Origin of the sequence: Staphylococcus sp. GDY8P67P, assembly GCF_017892545.1 — a bacterium.
Taxonomy (GTDB): Bacteria; Bacillota; Bacilli; order Staphylococcales; family Staphylococcaceae; genus Staphylococcus; species Staphylococcus ureilyticus.
On the sequence record NZ_JAESLH010000022.1, the window covers coordinates 214058 to 230380 of the forward strand.

Genomic DNA, 16323 nt, shown 5'->3' on the forward strand with positions numbered 1-16323 from the left:
TTGACAGGGTAGGCTTAGTCTACTCTGTCTTTTTTTAATATATTAATAGGGGGTTTAGCAATGGTAAATGAATTAAAACGCACACCACTTTATCAAAACTTTGTGGATCTCGGTGCAAAAATTGTTGAATTTGGTGGTTGGGCTATGCCAGTTCAATTTTCAAGTATTAAAGAAGAACATAATGCTGTAAGAACTAATATGGGCTTATTTGATGTAAGTCACATGGGTGAAATTTTAATAAAAGGTTCTGAAGCAGATCAATTAGTACAATACTTGCTTTCAAATGACACTGACAATTTAGACACAACAAAGGCGCAATATACAGCATTGTGTAACGAGCAAGGCGGTATCATCGATGATTTAATCACCTATAAACTCAGTGAAAAAGCATATTTATTAGTCGTAAATGCTGGAAACACAGATAAAGACTTTGAATGGATGAAAAAACAATCTGAAAATTTTGATGCTGAAGTCTTAAATGTATCAACAGATTATGGCCAATTAGCTATACAAGGTCCAAATGCACGTGATTTTGTTCAAAAGCATGTGAAACAGAATATATCAGAAATGTCTCCTTTTGAATTCTTACAAGATGTTGAATTCTTTGGTAAAAACGTAATATTATCCCAATCTGGTTACACAGGTGAAGATGGATTTGAAATTTATTGTAAATCAGATGATACACCATTTTTATGGGATTCAATATTAGAATTTGACGTAGAACCTTGTGGTCTTGGTGCAAGAGATACATTAAGATTAGAAGCTGGTTTACCACTTCATGGACAAGACTTAAGTGAATCAATTACACCATATGAAGGTGGAATTGCATTTGCTGCTAAACCATTAATTGATGCCGATTTTATAGGTAAAAAAGTGTTGAAAGATCAAAAAGAAAACGGTTCTAAAAGAAGAACAGTTGGCATAGAAATGATTGATAAAGGAATTCCAAGAACAGGTTACACTGTTTATGATATCGATGGAAATGAAATTGGAGAAGTTACTTCAGGCACACAATCTCCATTAACTGGTAAATCAATTGGTTTAGCTATAATTGATAGAGATGCATTTGAAATGGGCAAAGAGATTATTATTCAAATTAGAAAAAGACAAGCAAAAGCAAAAATTGTGAAGAAAAATCAAATCAGTAAATAATTTAAAGGGGTGTTACCGTGAGTCATCGTTATATTCCATTAACAGATCAAGATAAAAATGAAATGCTAGAGACAATTGGTGCTGAATCAATCAGCGAATTATTTGGAGATGTTCCAAAAGATATTTTATTAAATAGAGAGTTAGCTATTCCCGATGCTGAATCTGAAACCACATTAACAAAAAGACTTAATAAAATTGCTAGTAAGAACATTACTAAAGAAACACATACTTCGTTTTTAGGTGCAGGCGTTTATGATCATTATGCCCCAGCAGTAGTAGATGCAATGATTTCGCGTTCTGAATTTTATACTGCATATACACCTTATCAACCTGAAATTTCACAAGGTGAATTACAAGCTATCTTTGAATTTCAAACTTTAATTTGTGAATTAACAGATATGGATATTGCAAACTCATCTATGTACGATGGTATGACAAGTTTTGCAGAGGCTTGCATTTTAGCATTTAATCAAACGCGTAAAAATAAAATTGTCGTTTCAAAAGGCATGCATTATCAAGCATTACAAGTCTTACACACATATGTAAAAACACGTGAAGAATTTGAAGTTGTTGAAGTTGATTTAGATGGCACAATTACAGATTTAGAAAAACTTGAAAATGCTATTGATGATGATACTGCTGCAGTTGCAGTCCAATATCCAAACTTTTATGGTTCAATTGAAGATTTAGAGAAAATACAGTCATATATCGAAGATAAAAAAGCATTATTTATTGTTTATACAAACCCAATCGCACTAGGGTTATTGACACCACCAGGTAGTTTTGGTGCAGATATTGTAGTTGGAGATACACAACCATTTGGTATTCCAACACAGTTTGGCGGTCCACATTGTGGCTTCTTTGCTACTACTAAAAAACTCATGAGAAAAACACCTGGTAGACTTGTTGGACAAACCGAAGACCAAGATGGAAACCGTGGTTTTGTGTTGACACTTCAAGCACGTGAACAACATATTAGACGTGATAAAGCAACATCAAATATATGTTCAAACCAAGCATTAAATGCATTGGCTTCATCAATTTGTATGTCTGCTTTAGGAAAACAAGGTATTTACGACATTGCAGTTCAAAATTTTGAGAATGCAAACTATGCTAAAGAACAATTTAAGCAACAAGGATTTGAAGTTAGCAATGGCACATCATTTAATGAATTTGTAGTAAAATTCGATAAACCAGTTAAAGATGTAAACGATGCTTTAATTCAAGAAGACATAATAGGCGGATTTGATTTAAGTGAAATAGGAGAAAACTTCGACAATCATATGTTAATTGCAGTTACAGAATTACGAACTAAAGATGAAATTGATACATTTGTTAAGAAAGCAGGTGAAATAAATGGCAGTAAGTAAATCTAGTCCATTAATTTTTGAACGTTCTAAAGAAGGTCGTTACGCGTATTCTTTACCTAAAAAAGAAATTGATAATGGAGCAGTTAACAAGCTATTAGATGACAAATTTATTAGAAAAAACAAAGCTGAATTTCCCGAAGTGGCAGAACTAGATTTAGTGCGTCATTATACAGAATTATCAAATAAAAACTTTGGTGTTGATTCAGGATTTTATCCATTAGGTTCATGTACCATGAAATATAATCCAAAAGTAAATGAAAAAATAGCTAGAATACCTGGTTTTGCTGAATCACATCCACTACAAGATGAATCTCAAGTACAAGGTTCGCTAGAAATTATTCATAGCTTACAAGAAGAACTCAAAGAGATAACTGGTATGGATGAAGTCACTTTACAACCAGCAGCTGGTGCACATGGAGAATGGACAGCACTGATGATTTTTAAAGCTTATCATGAAAAAAATGGTGAAGGACATCGTAACGAAGTCATCGTTCCTGATTCTGCACATGGTACAAACCCTGCTTCAGCGGCATTTGCTGGATTTAAAGCTGTTACAGTGAAGTCAAATGAACGTGGAGAAGTTGATATAGAAGATTTAAAACGCCTTGTCAACGAAAACACAGCTGCAATTATGCTTACGAATCCAAATACACTAGGTATTTTTGAACAAAACATCATGGATATTCGCAATATTGTACACGAAGCTGGTGGATTATTGTATTATGATGGTGCCAACTTAAATGCAATCATGGACAAAGTTAGACCTGGAGACATGGGCTTTGATGCTGTTCATTTAAATTTACACAAGACATTTACTGGACCGCATGGTGGTGGCGGACCTGGTTCAGGACCAGTTGGTGTTAAAAAAGAACTTGCAAGTTTCTTACCAAAACCAATGGTAATTAAAGAAAATGATGTGTATAAATACGATAATAATATCGAGCATTCAATCGGACGTGTCAAACCATTTTATGGTAACTTCGGTATTTATTTAAGAGCATACACATATATTAGAACTATGGGTAATAAAGGACTTGAAGAAGTTTCAGAAGCAGCAGTACTAAATGCAAACTATATTAAAGCAAGATTAAAAGAACATTTTGAAATTCCTTATGAACAATATTGTAAACATGAATTTGTTTTAAGTGGCTCAAAACAAAAAGAATATGGTGTACGAACACTAGATATGGCTAAACGTTTACTTGACTTTGGTGTACACCCACCTACTATCTATTTCCCATTAAATGTAGAAGAGGGTATGATGATTGAACCTACTGAAACAGAATCTAAAGAAACTTTAGATTATTTCTGTGACACAATGATCGAAATTGCGAATGAAGCAAAAGAAAATCCCGATAAAGTTTTAGAAGCACCTCATACAACGATTATTGATCGATTAGATGAAACAAAAGCTGCTCGTCAACCAGTATTAAAATTTGAGCATTTAAGATCAGAAAAATAATTTTTAAAATGACATATTAAAGGATTTTTTGAATTGATAATCAAATTATGTATGAAGCATTCAATTCAATTAAAAATTAATAACTTGATATAAACCTCATTTAGAGAACAAAGGGCTAATCCGTATTAAATTGGATTGGCCCTTTATTCTCTATAAATCTTATGAAGTTAATTGTGTGAATTTACTTGGAAATATTATAAAATCACTGCCTTTCACCATGTATTTAAATTCATTCAAAACAGGTTATTTATAATATTTAGCAAATTATAAATTTAAATTTTTTAATTATATAAAAAATTGAGCTACTAGTTATTTAACTAACAGCCCAATTTTAAAATGTTAACTTATTCATTTATTTTTTTGATTTGATTTTACCAGTCCATTTTTTATATCCGCCTTTAAGCATGAATATATCTTTATAACCATTCTTTTTTAAGATTCTAGCGGCACGATAACTGGCAATACCATTCGCATCACAAAGATAGATAGGTTGATCTGTTCTCAAGCCTTGATATCTTTGCTTAAACATTGTGATTGGGATGTTACGGGCACCATTAATATGACCATAATCATAATCTACTTTTTCTCTTACATCAATCACTTGAGCTTTTCGCAAACCATTATGGAATTCATTTTGGTTTAATTCTGTTACCGCTTTTTTGTTCAAATATCTATTGAACAACATATATGCGATGATTATTATTAAAATTGCTAAAGCTATAAACCAAAAATTACTCATCTTGCATCCTCCCTAATTAACCGATATTATATATTATAAGACTGTTAGCACAAATTATCAAAATATTTTTATCATGATAATTACGTAAACTGACATTTTTGTACAATTATTGAAAACGATAACACAAATTAGATGTTATCACAATTTAATTTTAATGAATGGAGTTTTGATTGTGACTGAAACATGGCATTTTATCAATACAGGTAGTAATGATCCATTTTATAATATGGCAATGGATGAAGCGTTATTAAATTTTGTATCTAGAGGTGAAATTGATCCAGTAATTAGATTTTATACATGGGATCCAGCTACACTTTCAGTTGGTTACTTTCAAAGATTAACGAAAGAAATTGATATAGACAAGGTGAAAGATAAAGGTTATGGCCTTGTTAGAAGACAAACAGGTGGCAGAGGTGTCTTGCATGACAAAGAATTAACTTATAGTGTTATTGTACCGGAATCACATCCAAACATGCCCAAAACAGTTACAGAAGCATATAGGGTCATTTCTGAAGGGCTACTTGAAGGATTCAAAACATTAGGTTTTAATGCTTCATTTGCTATCCCACGAACTAAAGAAGAACGGTCTAAATTAAAACAACCAAGAAGTGCGGTTTGTTTTGATGATTCCAGTTGGTATGAATTAGTCGTAGAAGGACGCAAAATTGCAGGTAGTGCCCAAATGAGACAAAAGGGTGTGATTCTGCAGCATGGTTCATTGTTACAAGATATAGATATTGATGATTTATTTGATATGTTTATATTTAAAAATGATCGTTTGAAAGAGAAAATGAAGCAAGCTTTTGTCGATAAAGCAGTAGCAATTAATGATATATCTGATCGCTACATCACTTTAGATGAAATGGAACAAGCATTCGAAAGTGGATTCAAAAAAGGATTAAATATCAATTTAAAACCTTTAGAATTGACTGCTCAGCAAAACGCAGAAGTTGACGCATTAATTAATAAGTACCAATCATCAGAATGGACTTATAGAAAATAATTAAATTCGCTATAAAAAAAGCATTTACCCAACAATTTTTGAATTTAATTGTTGGGTAAATGCTTTAATTTATTCAATAATGTTAAATATTCAGAACCTAATTTTTATTATTTTTATGCCTTTTTCTATATTTTCTTTGGGCACGTTTATACTTTCTTTGATCTTCTGTTAAAAAGAAAAAATAATAAATTAAATAAATGATACCTGCAAAAATTGCTAAACTGATAGCCATTCTTACAAAACTAAATAAGAACGCATCTAAGTTAAGTATTAAACCAACTAATGCAATTGCGATTACGATATAAAATATTGCTTGTTTCAAAATACACACTCCTATTTATATGTCACATTACTCATTGCTTATGCTCACTTTTGATAAAGTAGTTTGCCCTTTATTAAGTTTTTTCTTATCTTTCTCGTTATAACCATCCCTTATATCACTCATGGCAGAATCTAATGACTTGTTTAATTTAGTAATATTTTTATGTTTCTTCTTATCTTCGTCATTCATTTTATCTTTATCAATTTTACTTTTATATGTAGTAAATGCACTATCAATTTTATTAGTAATATCGGTTAATTTATTTTGAACTTTTTCGCTCTGCTTATTTTTTGAGACTTCGTCTTCAATATCATTATAATCACCAATTGCTTTTGCGACATCTTGATAATATTCAGAAGACGCCTTAATATGATTTAATTTCTTTTTATTACTTTTCGCATTCTTGATATTATTTTTATCTTTTTCTAATGCAGTAATATTTGTTTTTTCTTCTTTTATTTCAAGTTTTAAGTCTTGTATATCACTTTTTAATTTATGATTTTCGTCACGTAATTTTGTTGTTTTCTCTTCTAATGGGCCTAAATTTTGGCTTCCACATCCGGCGAGTAAACACGAAGCGCATAAAATAGCGAATAATTTTTTCTTCATAACTCTCTCCTAATTCAAAAACTATAAATTTGTACACTAATTATGCTATCATTTTAATGTATATATTGGAAATGTACAAATTTATTGAATAGGGTGATTACTGTTGAATAGAATTGAAAAGTTAAAATCTGCTCTAAAGACAAAACATTTGGAAGCAATTATCGTTTTATCTGATTATAATAGAAGATACTTATCTGGATTTACTGGAACCAGTGGTGCATTGATTATTACAAATAGCGAAAAACTATTGCTTACTGATTTTAGATACATAGAGCAAGCAACTGATCAAGCTGCTGGTTTTAAAGTGATTAAGCAACAGGGACAACTGATAGAATCTATAAAATCCACACTAGAAGACTTAAATGTGCAAAATGTTGGCTTTGAAGGTAATTTAGTAAGCTATGATACTTATTTACAATTAAGTAAATCATATATCAGTTTAATAAGTATTTCTGGTTTAATTGAGAGAATAAGAGAAGTCAAGGATGAACAAGAAATAGCAAATATTCAAAAAGCTGCTCAAATTGTTGATGATGCTTATGAGTATATTTTAACAGTTGCTAAAGCTGGAATGACAGAACTTGAGTTAAAAGCAAAATTAGAAAGTAAAATGCTCGAATTAGGTTCAGAAGGACCATCTTTTAATACTATTGTTGCTTCTGGAGTGAGAGGAGCACTTCCACATGGTGTAGCAAGTGATAAAGTCATCAATCAAGGAGAATTAATTACCTTGGATTATGGAGCTTATTACAATGGATATGCCTCAGATATTACCCGTACTTTTGCTATTGGCGAACCAGATGCCCAATTAAAAGAAATATATAACATTGTATTACAAGCAAATTTAAAAGGAATTGAAGCAGCTAAACAAGGAATGACTGGTAGAGAACTTGATGCAGTAGCAAGAGATTATATTACCGAAAAAGGATACGGTGAGGCTTTTGGCCATTCATTAGGGCATGGTATAGGATTAGACGTACATGAAGGTCCAAATTTATCTAAAAAATCTGAATCTCCATTAGAATTAAATAATTGTGTTACAATTGAACCCGGTATATATTTAGATGGAATTGGTGGCGTACGTATTGAAGATGATATATTAATTACCGAAAATGGTTGCGAACGCTTTACTAAATCGTCTAAAGACCTTATTATTTTATAGAAGACCTTATATTAAGGAGGAAACTGAATGATTTCGGTTAATGATTTTAAAACAGGTTTAACAATTTCTGTAGATAATGGTATTTGGAAAGTTTTAGATTTCCAACACGTAAAACCAGGAAAAGGTGCTGCATTTGTACGTTCAAAATTACGTAACTTAAGAACAGGTGCGATCCAAGAGAAGACATTTAGAGGCGGAGAAAAAGTTGAAACTGCTATGATTGAAAATCGTCGCATGCAATATTTATACGCCGATGGTGATACACACGTTTTCATGGATAACCAAACATTTGATCAAATTGAATTACCTGCTGATTACTTAGAACATGAATTAAATTTCTTAAAAGCAAATATGGAAGTTCAAATTCAAAGTTATGAAAATGAAACTTTAGGTATTGAATTGCCAAAAAACGTTGAGCTTACAGTAACAGAAACAGAACCAGGTATTAAAGGTGATACTGCTACTGGTGCAACAAAATCTGCGACTGTTGAAACAGGTTATACACTAAATGTACCATTATTTGTTAATGAAGGAGATACTTTAGTAATTAACACAAGCGATGGAAGTTACGTGTCAAGAGCTTAATTCATCAGTGACACTCACCACTTGATGACAGCATTTGCAAATTATTTTAGAAGCCTTTCCACTTACTTTAAATGGAAGGGCTTTTATTATTTGCGTAAAGACGGAAAACCGTTTTGACACAAAACTATAGTTAATTATTGATTAACTATAAAAGTTAATGAGTTATAATAGAAAATATGTATATGCTTGAATTGAACATTTCACTAAAGTAAAATAAACTAGGTAAATGAAAACAATCTGAAGGAGTCAGTATTTATGAATTTTAAAGAAATTAAAGAATTAATTGAAATTCTTGATCAATCTAGCTTGACTGAAATAAATATAGAAGATAAAGGGAATATAGTTAACTTAAAAAAAGAAAAAGAAACTGAGATTATCACACCTCAAGTTTCACAACAACCGATGCAACAGATTGCACCACAACAACCAGCTGTTTCAAATCAACTTGATACACAAAGTTCTGATGATACAAGTGCTTCCCAAGAAAATGACAATTTAAAAACAATCAATGCACCAATGGTTGGCACATTTTATAAATCACCTTCACCAGAGGAAAGTCCATATGTTCAAATAGGAGATTCTGTTTCAAACGAATCAACAGTATGTATTTTGGAAGCTATGAAATTATTTAATGAAATACAAGCAGAAGTCACAGGGGAAATTACTGAAATACTAGTAGAAGACGGTCAAATGGTAGAGTATGGCCAACCGTTATTTAAGGTGAAATAATGAATAAAATTTTAATTGCAAATAGAGGGGAAATTGCTGTAAGAATTATTCGAGCCTGTCACGATTTAGGTTTACAAACTGTGGCAATATATTCTGAAGGAGACAAAGACGCATTACATACTCAAATTGCTGATGAAGCATATTGTGTCGGTCCCACTCAATCTAAAGATTCTTACCTAAATATCCCTAATATTTTATCTATCGCGACTTCAACAGGATGTGATGGGGTTCACCCTGGATATGGTTTTCTAGCAGAAAACGGTGATTTTGCTGAACTTTGTGAAGCATGTCAACTTAAATTTATTGGCCCAAGTTATGAGTCCATACAAAAAATGGGTATCAAAGATGTCGCTAAAGAAGAAATGAAACGCGCTGAGGTTCCTGTAGTTCCTGGAAGTGAAGGGTTAGTTAAAGATATTAAAGAAGCGAAGAAAATTGCAAAAGATATAGGATATCCAGTCATTATCAAAGCTACTGCAGGCGGTGGTGGCAAAGGTATACGTGTTGCACGTGATGAAAAAGAATTGGAAACTGGCTTCAAAATGACTCAACAAGAAGCAGAAACTGCTTTTGGTAACAATGGATTATATCTTGAAAAATTTATTGAAAACTTTAGACATATCGAAATACAAGTAATTGGAGACAGTTATGGTAATGTCATCCATCTAGGTGAGCGTGATTGTACCATACAAAGACGTATGCAAAAACTTGTAGAAGAAGCACCGTCACCAATCTTAAACGATGCTAAACGGCAAGAAATGGGTAATGCAGCAGTAAGAGCAGCAAAAGCTGTAAATTATGAAAACGCTGGAACAATTGAATTTATTTATGATTTGAACACGCATGAATTTTATTTTATGGAAATGAATACACGTATTCAGGTAGAACATCCAGTTACAGAAATGGTAACTGGTATTGATTTAGTAAAACTACAACTTAAAGTAGCGATGGGTGAAAAGTTACCATTCACACAAAAAGATATTGAAATCAAAGGACATGCAATTGAATTTAGAATTAACGCTGAAAATCCTTATAAAAACTTTATGCCTTCACCAGGTAAAATCACACAATATCTAGCACCGGGTGGTTTTGGCGTAAGAATTGAATCAGCATGTTATACTAATTATACAATCCCTCCATACTATGATTCTATGGTAGCAAAATTAATTGTTCATGAACCATCAAGAGATGAAGCAATTATGACAGGATTGAGAGCGTTAGGTGAATATTTAGTATTAGGCATTGACACTACAATTCCATTTCATATTCGCCTACTAAATAACGATATATTTAGAAGTGGTGAATTTAATACTAATTTCTTAGAAACTTATAACATAATGGATGAATAAACTAAATAGGAGGTTTGTGAAATGGTCAAAGTAACAGAATCATCACATTCCAATTTAGGAAAAATAGAAATTGCACCTGAGGTTTTGACTGTTATTGCAAGTATAGCAACCTCAGAAGTAAAAGGCTTAGAAGGTCACTTTAAAGAAATAAAGGACTTAAGTGTTGAGAAAATTACAAAAAAACAATTGGCACGTGGTATTAAAGTAGATACTAAAGATGATGGTATTCATATTGATGTATATTGCTCATTTTCATATGATATTAATATCTCAGAAACAGCAAGAAAAATACAAAATGCCATATACAATTCAATATCTACGATGACAACGATCATACCAAGTCAAATTAATGTTCACATTACACATATCGTATCTACAAATTAAATATAGCACTTTGACTTTAATGCGGTCATAAAACTGAGTTCTATAATCAAGAGATTAACAAAATTCTATTTTATATTAGTCATAAAGCGTACAATGCTAAAAGGAGTTTATAATGAGTCGAAAAGAATCAAGAACACAAGCCTTTCAAACACTATTTCAATTAGAAATGAAAAATAGTGATTTAACGATTGATGAAGCAATTAGTTTTATTAAAGATGATAATCCTGATTTAGAGTTTGATTTTATTAATTGGCTAGTTACAGGCGTAAAAGATCATGAATCTGTATTAGATAATAAAATTGCACCACATTTAAAAGATTGGACAATAGATAGATTATTGAAATCTGACCGAATTATTTTAAGAATGTCAACTTTTGAATTACTAAATAGTGAAACGCCACAAAAAGTAATTATCAATGAAGCGGTTGAATTAGCAAAACAATTCAGTGATGATGAACATTATAAGTTTATCAATGGTGTGTTGAGTAATATTGAGTAAAAGAGTGATATAATATGTCAGATTATTTAAGCGTTTCAGCTTTAACTAAATATATTAAATATAAATTTGATCAAGATCCGCACTTACAGACTGTCTTGCTTAAAGGTGAACTTTCTAACTTTAAAAAACATAGTAGTGGTCATCTCTATTTTAATGTTAAAGATAAAAATAGTGTCATCAGTGCAATGATGTTTAAAGGAAATGCTTCAAAAATTGACTTCGAACCTAAAGACGGTGATGAAGTTTTGTTAGAAGCACGTGTTTCTGTATATGAAAGACGTGGTAATTATCAAATTTATGTTAATAAAATGCATATAGATGGTATTGGTAATTTATATCAAAAATTAGAACAGTTAAAAAAGAAATTAACTAAAGATGGTTATTTTGATCAAAACCATAAAAAGATTATTCCTAAGTTTCCTAAAAAAATCGCTGTGCTGACTGCAGGCACGGGTGCAGCGATTAGAGATATCCATACTACTATTAATAGTCGATATCCTTTAGTTGAACAAATACAAATCAACACTTTAGTACAAGGTGAGCAGGCTAAGTATGATATCATTGAAAAAATAAAACAAGCTGATGATTTAAATGTAGATACTATAATCATTGGTCGTGGTGGTGGTTCTATAGAAGATTTATGGAACTTCAACGAAGAAGATGTTGTCAAAGCGATTTATGCGTGTGAAACGCCAATCATATCAGCAGTAGGCCACGAAACAGACTTTACGCTTAGTGATTTTGTAGCAGATGCACGTGCTGCTACACCTACACAAGCAGCAGTGATGGCAACACCTGATCAATATGAATTGAGGCAATATATTCAACAACAAAAACTTTCTTTAACCAGGTTTATGAAACAACAGATTCAACATCAAAAGCAGTATTTAGAACACGTTGCTTCATATTACAAATTTAAAACACCAACCTTGTTATATGATCAACAGATTCAAAAACGGGATGACTTAGAGAAACAGCTTAATTTAGCTATTACTTTTAAAGTTAATCAACATAAGCAAAAGCTAGAGTTAATAAAACAAAGTTTCAACTTAAAACATTTCAAACAAAATATTCAAAGAGAACAAACAACTATCAATCAAAAACAAACGAATCTTGTAAAATTAATGAATCATCTTATTGTAAAACAAAGAAATAATTTAACTAATAAAATAGAGAATTTGAATAATCTTAGTCCAACCAATACAATGTTACGTGGTTATACAATTGTGAACAAGCAAGATAAAATAGTTACTAGTACTAGCGATTTAGCTGAAAATGATAATATTGTATTAACGATGAAAGACGGTTCTGTTGATGCACAAGTTATGAAAGTAAGGTGTAATGATGACGAATAAATCACAAAGTTTTGAAGAAATGATGAAAGAATTAGAAAGTATAGTTCAAAAACTAGATAATGAAAATGTTTCTTTAGAAGAATCTTTAAACTTATACCAAAGAGGTATGACATTATCAGCAAATTGTGATGAAACATTGAAAAATGCTGAAAAAAAAGTGAACGAATTGATGTCTGAAGAAAATGTTGAAGGCGATGAAGAAACTGAAAAGGAAGAAAATCATGATGAATCATAAAATAGACAATTTAACTGACGAAATAAATGAATTATTACAAAATTCAATTCCGAATTCATCACTGAATACAGATTTAGAACATAGCATGAGATATTCGTTAGAAGCAGGCGGCAAACGAATTAGACCTGTTTTACTTTTATTAACATTGGAAATGCTAGCATCGGATTATAAACTTGGTTACGCTTCAGCACTTGGATTAGAAATGGTACATACGTATTCTCTTATTCATGATGATTTGCCTGCAATGGATGATGATGATTATCGAAGAGGTAAATTGACAAATCATAAAGTCTACGGTGAATGGAAAGCAATACTAGCAGGTGATGCATTACTCACTAAAGCATTTGATATCATTGTTAACGACGACAAACTGAAAGATAATGTCAAAATAAAACTGATTAAACGCTTATCATCTGCAAGTGGACATTTAGGTATGGTAGGTGGTCAAACACTCGATATGCAAAGTGAAGGTGAAGGATCTGCGGTAGACCTAAATACTTTAGAACATATCCATCAAGCTAAGACAGGTGCGCTATTAAAATTTGCAGTAATGGCAGCTGTTGATATTGCCGAGGCTGAACCAAGTGTAGCTAATTTATTAGAAAAATTTAGTGAACATTTAGGATTAATGTTCCAAATAAAAGATGATTTATTAGACATTTATGGAGACGAAGCGAAACTAGGTAAATCTACAGGTAGTGATCTTGAAAATGATAAAAGCACTTACGTCTCATTATTAGGTCAAAACGGGGCAGAAGATAAGCTAAAATCACATACTGAATCTGCATATGCGTGTTTAGCTCGTTTACCTGAACAATATGACACAAGTAATCTAAAATATATCGTAGAATTATTCAATTATAGAGAATCATAATCAGACGTAGATTCTGTTTTTACAGATTTTATAAAATTTCTACCATTAAATTATGCTAAATCATGCTACTTTTCGTAGCGTGATTTTTTATTTATAAAAATTTATAATTTTATAAATAAATATTCATTTGTTACTAAAATAGTATCGGTATAAGTGATTCAAAATTTAATTATGGCTTATTTTTAATTCACTTCGAAAATAGACAGGCAGTATACACAACAGTCAATAAAAGTATTTCTGTTAAATTAACTTTAGTAGTAGTATCATTGTCCATGTGTTAAAATCATTGTATAAATATTCGTTTACAGAGGTGCTATACATGGCAAAAAAATCAGTAAGACATATTAAAATAAGAGAAATTATATCTAATGAAAAAATTGAAACCCAAGATGAACTGGTAAAGCGTTTAAATGAATATGAGTTAAATGTTACCCAAGCAACTGTTTCTCGCGACATTAAAGAATTACAGTTAATAAAGGTCCCTACACCTTCTGGTCAATATGTTTATAGTTTACCTAATGACAGAAAATATCATCCTTTAGAAAAACTTGGTCGTTATTTAATGGATTCATTTGTAAATATTGATGGTACTGGAAACCTTTTAGTACTTAAGACCTTACCTGGTAACGCTCAATCAATTGGGGCAATTTTAGATCAAATAGACTGGGATGAAGTCTTGGGCACAATTTGTGGTGATGATACATGTTTAATTATATGCAGAGATGAATCAGCCAGCGAAAAAATTAAAACACGTATCTTTAATTTATTATAAGTATAAGGAAGTGATTATAAATGCTACAAACCTTATCAATTAAACAATTCGCTATTATAGATGAATTAGAAGTAAACTTTGGTGATGGCTTAACTGTTTTGAGTGGCGAAACTGGTGCTGGTAAATCAATTATTATAGACGCGATTGGTCAATTAATTGGTATGCGTGCTTCATCAAACTATGTGAGACATGGTGAAAAAAAAGCTGTTATTGAAGGAATTTTTGATATAGATAATAGTAAAGAAGCCATTTCAATACTTCATGATTTATCTATCGATATCGATGAAGACTTTTTATTAGTAAAAAGGGAAATATTTAGCTCAGGTAAGAGTATTTGTAGAGTTAATAATCAAACAGTTACTTTACAAGATTTGAGAAAAATAATGCAAGAATTATTAGATATACATGGGCAACATGAAACACAAACATTATTAAAGCAAAAATATCATTTACATTTATTAGATAATTATGCCGAAAATACATATAAATCACTGCTTGAATCGTATGTTGATACTTTTGATAAATACAGCGCTAAGAAAAAAGAATTAGCAGATTTAGAGTCAGCCGATCAAGCGTTATTACAACGGTTAGACTTGTTAAAATTTCAATATGAAGAATTACAAGAAGCGAATCTTATTGAAAACGAAGTCCCTCAACTTGAGAGCGATATCAAACGTATTCAAAATTCAGAAAGTCTCAGTTTAGCCTTAAACAATGCACACGTCACGTTGACAGATGAGCATGCCATTACAGATCGTTTATACGAATTGAGTAATCAGTTACAATCAATTAGTGAAATTTTACCTGATAAATATGATGAACTAAAAGAAGATGTCGACCAATTTTATTACACGCTTGAGGATGCTAAACATCAATTGTACGATGATTTAACGAATACAGAATTTGATGAACAATATTTAAATGAATTAGAATCTAGAATGAATTTATTAAATAGTTTAAAACGTAAATATGGTAAAGATGTTAATGAACTAATTATGTATCAAGATAAAATGGCTGACGAAATTAATAAGATTGAAAATTATGAAGAAAGTACTGCTCAATTACGTCAAGAAATCGATGATTTATATAAAAATGTTATGGAATTAGGAGAAAAGTTATCGCAAGAAAGAAGAAATGTTGCACAAACATTGCGTAATCATATTGTAGATGAAATTCAAAACCTTCAGATGAATGATGCTAATTTAGAAATTTCATTTAAACCTTTAGATAAACCGAACCGAGAAGGAATAGAATTTGTGGAATTTTTAATCAGTCCAAATAAAGGCGAACCCTTAAAGAGCTTAAATAAAATTGCTTCTGGAGGAGAATTATCAAGAATTATGTTAGCGCTAAAAACTATCTTTGTAAAAACAAGAGGGCAGACAGCGATTTTATTTGATGAAGTAGATTCTGGTGTATCTGGTAAGGCTGCCCAAAAGATGGCAGAGAAAATGAAAGGATTGGCTGAACACATACAAGTGATATGTATATCACATCTACCACAAGTTGCGTCCATGAGTGATCACCATTTATTTATTAGTAAAAATTCTAATGATGAACGAACAACAACACAAGTTAAAGAATTGACTGGAGAAGAACGTATTGATGAAGTAGCAAGAATGATTTCTGGTGCTACTGTGACAGAATTAACCAGACAAAATGCGAAAGAAATGATAGAGCAGAACCATAATTTAAAATAAAAATCTATATTCACTATTGTTA

At 31.3% G+C, this 16323-nt stretch carries 18 protein-coding genes; 15 read left to right on the forward strand and 3 right to left on the reverse strand.

The annotated features are described in order from the left end of the window. Nucleotides 1-60 precede the first annotated feature (60 nt). Genes gcvT through gcvPB form a run of 3 tightly spaced genes read left to right on the forward strand, consistent with a single transcriptional unit; the run spans nt 61 to nt 3984 of the window. The gene (gcvT, locus tag KA833_RS08915) at nt 61-1152 is read left to right on the forward strand and encodes a glycine cleavage system aminomethyltransferase GcvT (RefSeq protein ID WP_064208915.1); all 1092 of its coding nucleotides are present in this window, start codon (nt 61-63) and stop codon (nt 1150-1152) included. 17 nt (nt 1153-1169) lie between these two features. Then, on the forward strand, nt 1170-2522 hold the full coding sequence (gene gcvPA / locus KA833_RS08920) for an aminomethyl-transferring glycine dehydrogenase subunit GcvPA (protein WP_046208177.1): 1353 nt from the start codon (nt 1170-1172) through the stop codon (nt 2520-2522). Continuing rightward, a complete protein-coding gene (gene gcvPB / locus KA833_RS08925) occupies nt 2509-3984 on the forward strand; it encodes an aminomethyl-transferring glycine dehydrogenase subunit GcvPB (protein ID WP_046208178.1) in 1476 nt (491 codons plus the stop codon). Before gcvPA ends, gcvPB begins: the two co-directional genes overlap by 14 nt. Nucleotides 3985-4336: 352 nt before the next feature. Here the strand turns inward: gcvPB and KA833_RS08930 are convergent, their stop codons facing one another. Continuing rightward, the gene (locus tag KA833_RS08930) at nt 4337-4723 is read right to left on the reverse strand and encodes a rhodanese-like domain-containing protein (protein WP_046208179.1); all 387 of its coding nucleotides are present in this window, start codon (nt 4721-4723) and stop codon (nt 4337-4339) included. 172 nt (nt 4724-4895) lie between these two features. Between KA833_RS08930 and KA833_RS08935 the strand changes: the two genes are divergently transcribed. Continuing rightward, on the forward strand, nt 4896-5726 hold the full coding sequence (locus tag KA833_RS08935; RefSeq protein ID WP_210139550.1) for a lipoate--protein ligase family protein: 831 nt from the start codon (nt 4896-4898) through the stop codon (nt 5724-5726). Nucleotides 5727-5823: 97 nt separating this feature from the next. Here KA833_RS08935 and KA833_RS08940 read toward each other — a convergent pair whose 3' ends face one another. Both KA833_RS08940 and KA833_RS08945 read right to left on the reverse strand, forming a co-directional pair. Then, on the reverse strand, nt 5824-6048 hold the full coding sequence (locus KA833_RS08940) for an SA1362 family protein (RefSeq protein ID WP_210128465.1): 225 nt from the start codon (nt 6046-6048) through the stop codon (nt 5824-5826). Between the two features lie 27 nt (nt 6049-6075). Beyond that, a complete protein-coding gene (locus KA833_RS08945; protein WP_046208182.1) occupies nt 6076-6657 on the reverse strand; it encodes a hypothetical protein in 582 nt (193 codons plus the stop codon). 103 nt (nt 6658-6760) lie between these two features. On the opposite strand from KA833_RS08945, the gene KA833_RS08950 reads away from it, so the two are divergent. The 11 genes from KA833_RS08950 (at nt 6761) to recN (ending at nt 16301) form a co-directional block, all read left to right on the forward strand. After that, nucleotides 6761-7819, forward strand: a complete 1059-nt coding sequence (locus KA833_RS08950; RefSeq protein WP_046208183.1) for a M24 family metallopeptidase — start codon at nt 6761-6763, stop codon at nt 7817-7819. A 27-nt stretch (nt 7820-7846) separates the two neighbouring features. Continuing rightward, on the forward strand, nt 7847-8404 hold the full coding sequence (gene efp / locus KA833_RS08955; RefSeq protein WP_046208184.1) for an elongation factor P: 558 nt from the start codon (nt 7847-7849) through the stop codon (nt 8402-8404). A gap of 255 nt (nt 8405-8659) precedes the next feature. Then, nucleotides 8660-9133 carry an acetyl-CoA carboxylase biotin carboxyl carrier protein gene (gene accB / locus KA833_RS08960; RefSeq protein WP_046208185.1) on the forward strand — a complete coding sequence of 158 codons (474 nt, stop codon included), beginning with the start codon at nt 8660-8662 and terminating at the stop codon, nt 9131-9133. After that, complete coding sequence (accC, locus tag KA833_RS08965) at nt 9133-10482, forward strand: acetyl-CoA carboxylase biotin carboxylase subunit (protein ID WP_046208186.1); 1350 nt, start codon at nt 9133-9135, stop codon at nt 10480-10482. Before accB ends, accC begins: the two co-directional genes overlap by 1 nt. A gap of 21 nt (nt 10483-10503) precedes the next feature. Continuing rightward, nucleotides 10504-10866, forward strand: coding sequence for an Asp23/Gls24 family envelope stress response protein (locus KA833_RS08970; protein WP_046208187.1), 363 nt, complete (start codon nt 10504-10506; stop codon nt 10864-10866). A gap of 112 nt (nt 10867-10978) precedes the next feature. Beyond that, a complete protein-coding gene (gene nusB / locus KA833_RS08975) occupies nt 10979-11365 on the forward strand; it encodes a transcription antitermination factor NusB (protein ID WP_210128466.1) in 387 nt (128 codons plus the stop codon). Nucleotides 11366-11379: 14 nt separating this feature from the next. Beyond that, nucleotides 11380-12720: an exodeoxyribonuclease VII large subunit gene (xseA, locus tag KA833_RS08980; protein WP_210128467.1), complete on the forward strand. Its 1341-nt coding sequence runs from the start codon at nt 11380-11382 to the stop codon at nt 12718-12720. Next, the gene (locus KA833_RS08985; protein WP_103161483.1) at nt 12710-12955 is read left to right on the forward strand and encodes an exodeoxyribonuclease VII small subunit; all 246 of its coding nucleotides are present in this window, start codon (nt 12710-12712) and stop codon (nt 12953-12955) included. The genes xseA and KA833_RS08985 overlap by 11 nt, the downstream gene beginning before the upstream one ends. Further along, a complete protein-coding gene (locus KA833_RS08990) occupies nt 12942-13829 on the forward strand; it encodes a polyprenyl synthetase family protein (protein ID WP_145381185.1) in 888 nt (295 codons plus the stop codon). Before KA833_RS08985 ends, KA833_RS08990 begins: the two co-directional genes overlap by 14 nt. A 319-nt stretch (nt 13830-14148) precedes the next feature. After that, nucleotides 14149-14601 carry a transcriptional regulator AhrC/ArgR gene (gene ahrC / locus KA833_RS08995; protein WP_019468379.1) on the forward strand — a complete coding sequence of 151 codons (453 nt, stop codon included), beginning with the start codon at nt 14149-14151 and terminating at the stop codon, nt 14599-14601. A 20-nt stretch (nt 14602-14621) separates the two neighbouring features. Further along, complete coding sequence (gene recN / locus KA833_RS09000; RefSeq protein WP_064208921.1) at nt 14622-16301, forward strand: DNA repair protein RecN; 1680 nt, start codon at nt 14622-14624, stop codon at nt 16299-16301. Nucleotides 16302-16323: the final 22 nt, after the last annotated feature.

Bases quoted from the DNA above. Each gene is read 5' to 3' on its own strand.
- gcvT (WP_064208915.1), top strand. From the start codon at position 61: ATGGTAAATGAATTAAAACGCACACCACTTTATCAAAACTTTGTGGAT.
- gcvPB (WP_046208178.1), top strand. From the start codon at position 2,509: ATGGCAGTAAGTAAATCTAGTCCATTAATTTTTGAACGTTCTAAAGAA.
- KA833_RS08930 (WP_046208179.1), bottom strand. From the start codon at position 4,723: ATGAGTAATTTTTGGTTTATAGCTTTAGCAATTTTAATAATAATCATC.
- KA833_RS08945 (WP_046208182.1), bottom strand. From the start codon at position 6,657: ATGAAGAAAAAATTATTCGCTATTTTATGCGCTTCGTGTTTACTCGCC.
- efp (WP_046208184.1), top strand. From the start codon at position 7,847: ATGATTTCGGTTAATGATTTTAAAACAGGTTTAACAATTTCTGTAGAT.
- accB (WP_046208185.1), top strand. From the start codon at position 8,660: ATGAATTTTAAAGAAATTAAAGAATTAATTGAAATTCTTGATCAATCT.
- accC (WP_046208186.1), top strand. From the start codon at position 9,133: ATGAATAAAATTTTAATTGCAAATAGAGGGGAAATTGCTGTAAGAATT.
- KA833_RS08970 (WP_046208187.1), top strand. From the start codon at position 10,504: ATGGTCAAAGTAACAGAATCATCACATTCCAATTTAGGAAAAATAGAA.
- nusB (WP_210128466.1), top strand. From the start codon at position 10,979: ATGAGTCGAAAAGAATCAAGAACACAAGCCTTTCAAACACTATTTCAA.
- xseA (WP_210128467.1), top strand. From the start codon at position 11,380: ATGTCAGATTATTTAAGCGTTTCAGCTTTAACTAAATATATTAAATAT.
- KA833_RS08985 (WP_103161483.1), top strand. From the start codon at position 12,710: ATGACGAATAAATCACAAAGTTTTGAAGAAATGATGAAAGAATTAGAA.
- KA833_RS08990 (WP_145381185.1), top strand. From the start codon at position 12,942: ATGATGAATCATAAAATAGACAATTTAACTGACGAAATAAATGAATTA.
- ahrC (WP_019468379.1), top strand. From the start codon at position 14,149: ATGGCAAAAAAATCAGTAAGACATATTAAAATAAGAGAAATTATATCT.
- recN (WP_064208921.1), top strand. From the start codon at position 14,622: ATGCTACAAACCTTATCAATTAAACAATTCGCTATTATAGATGAATTA.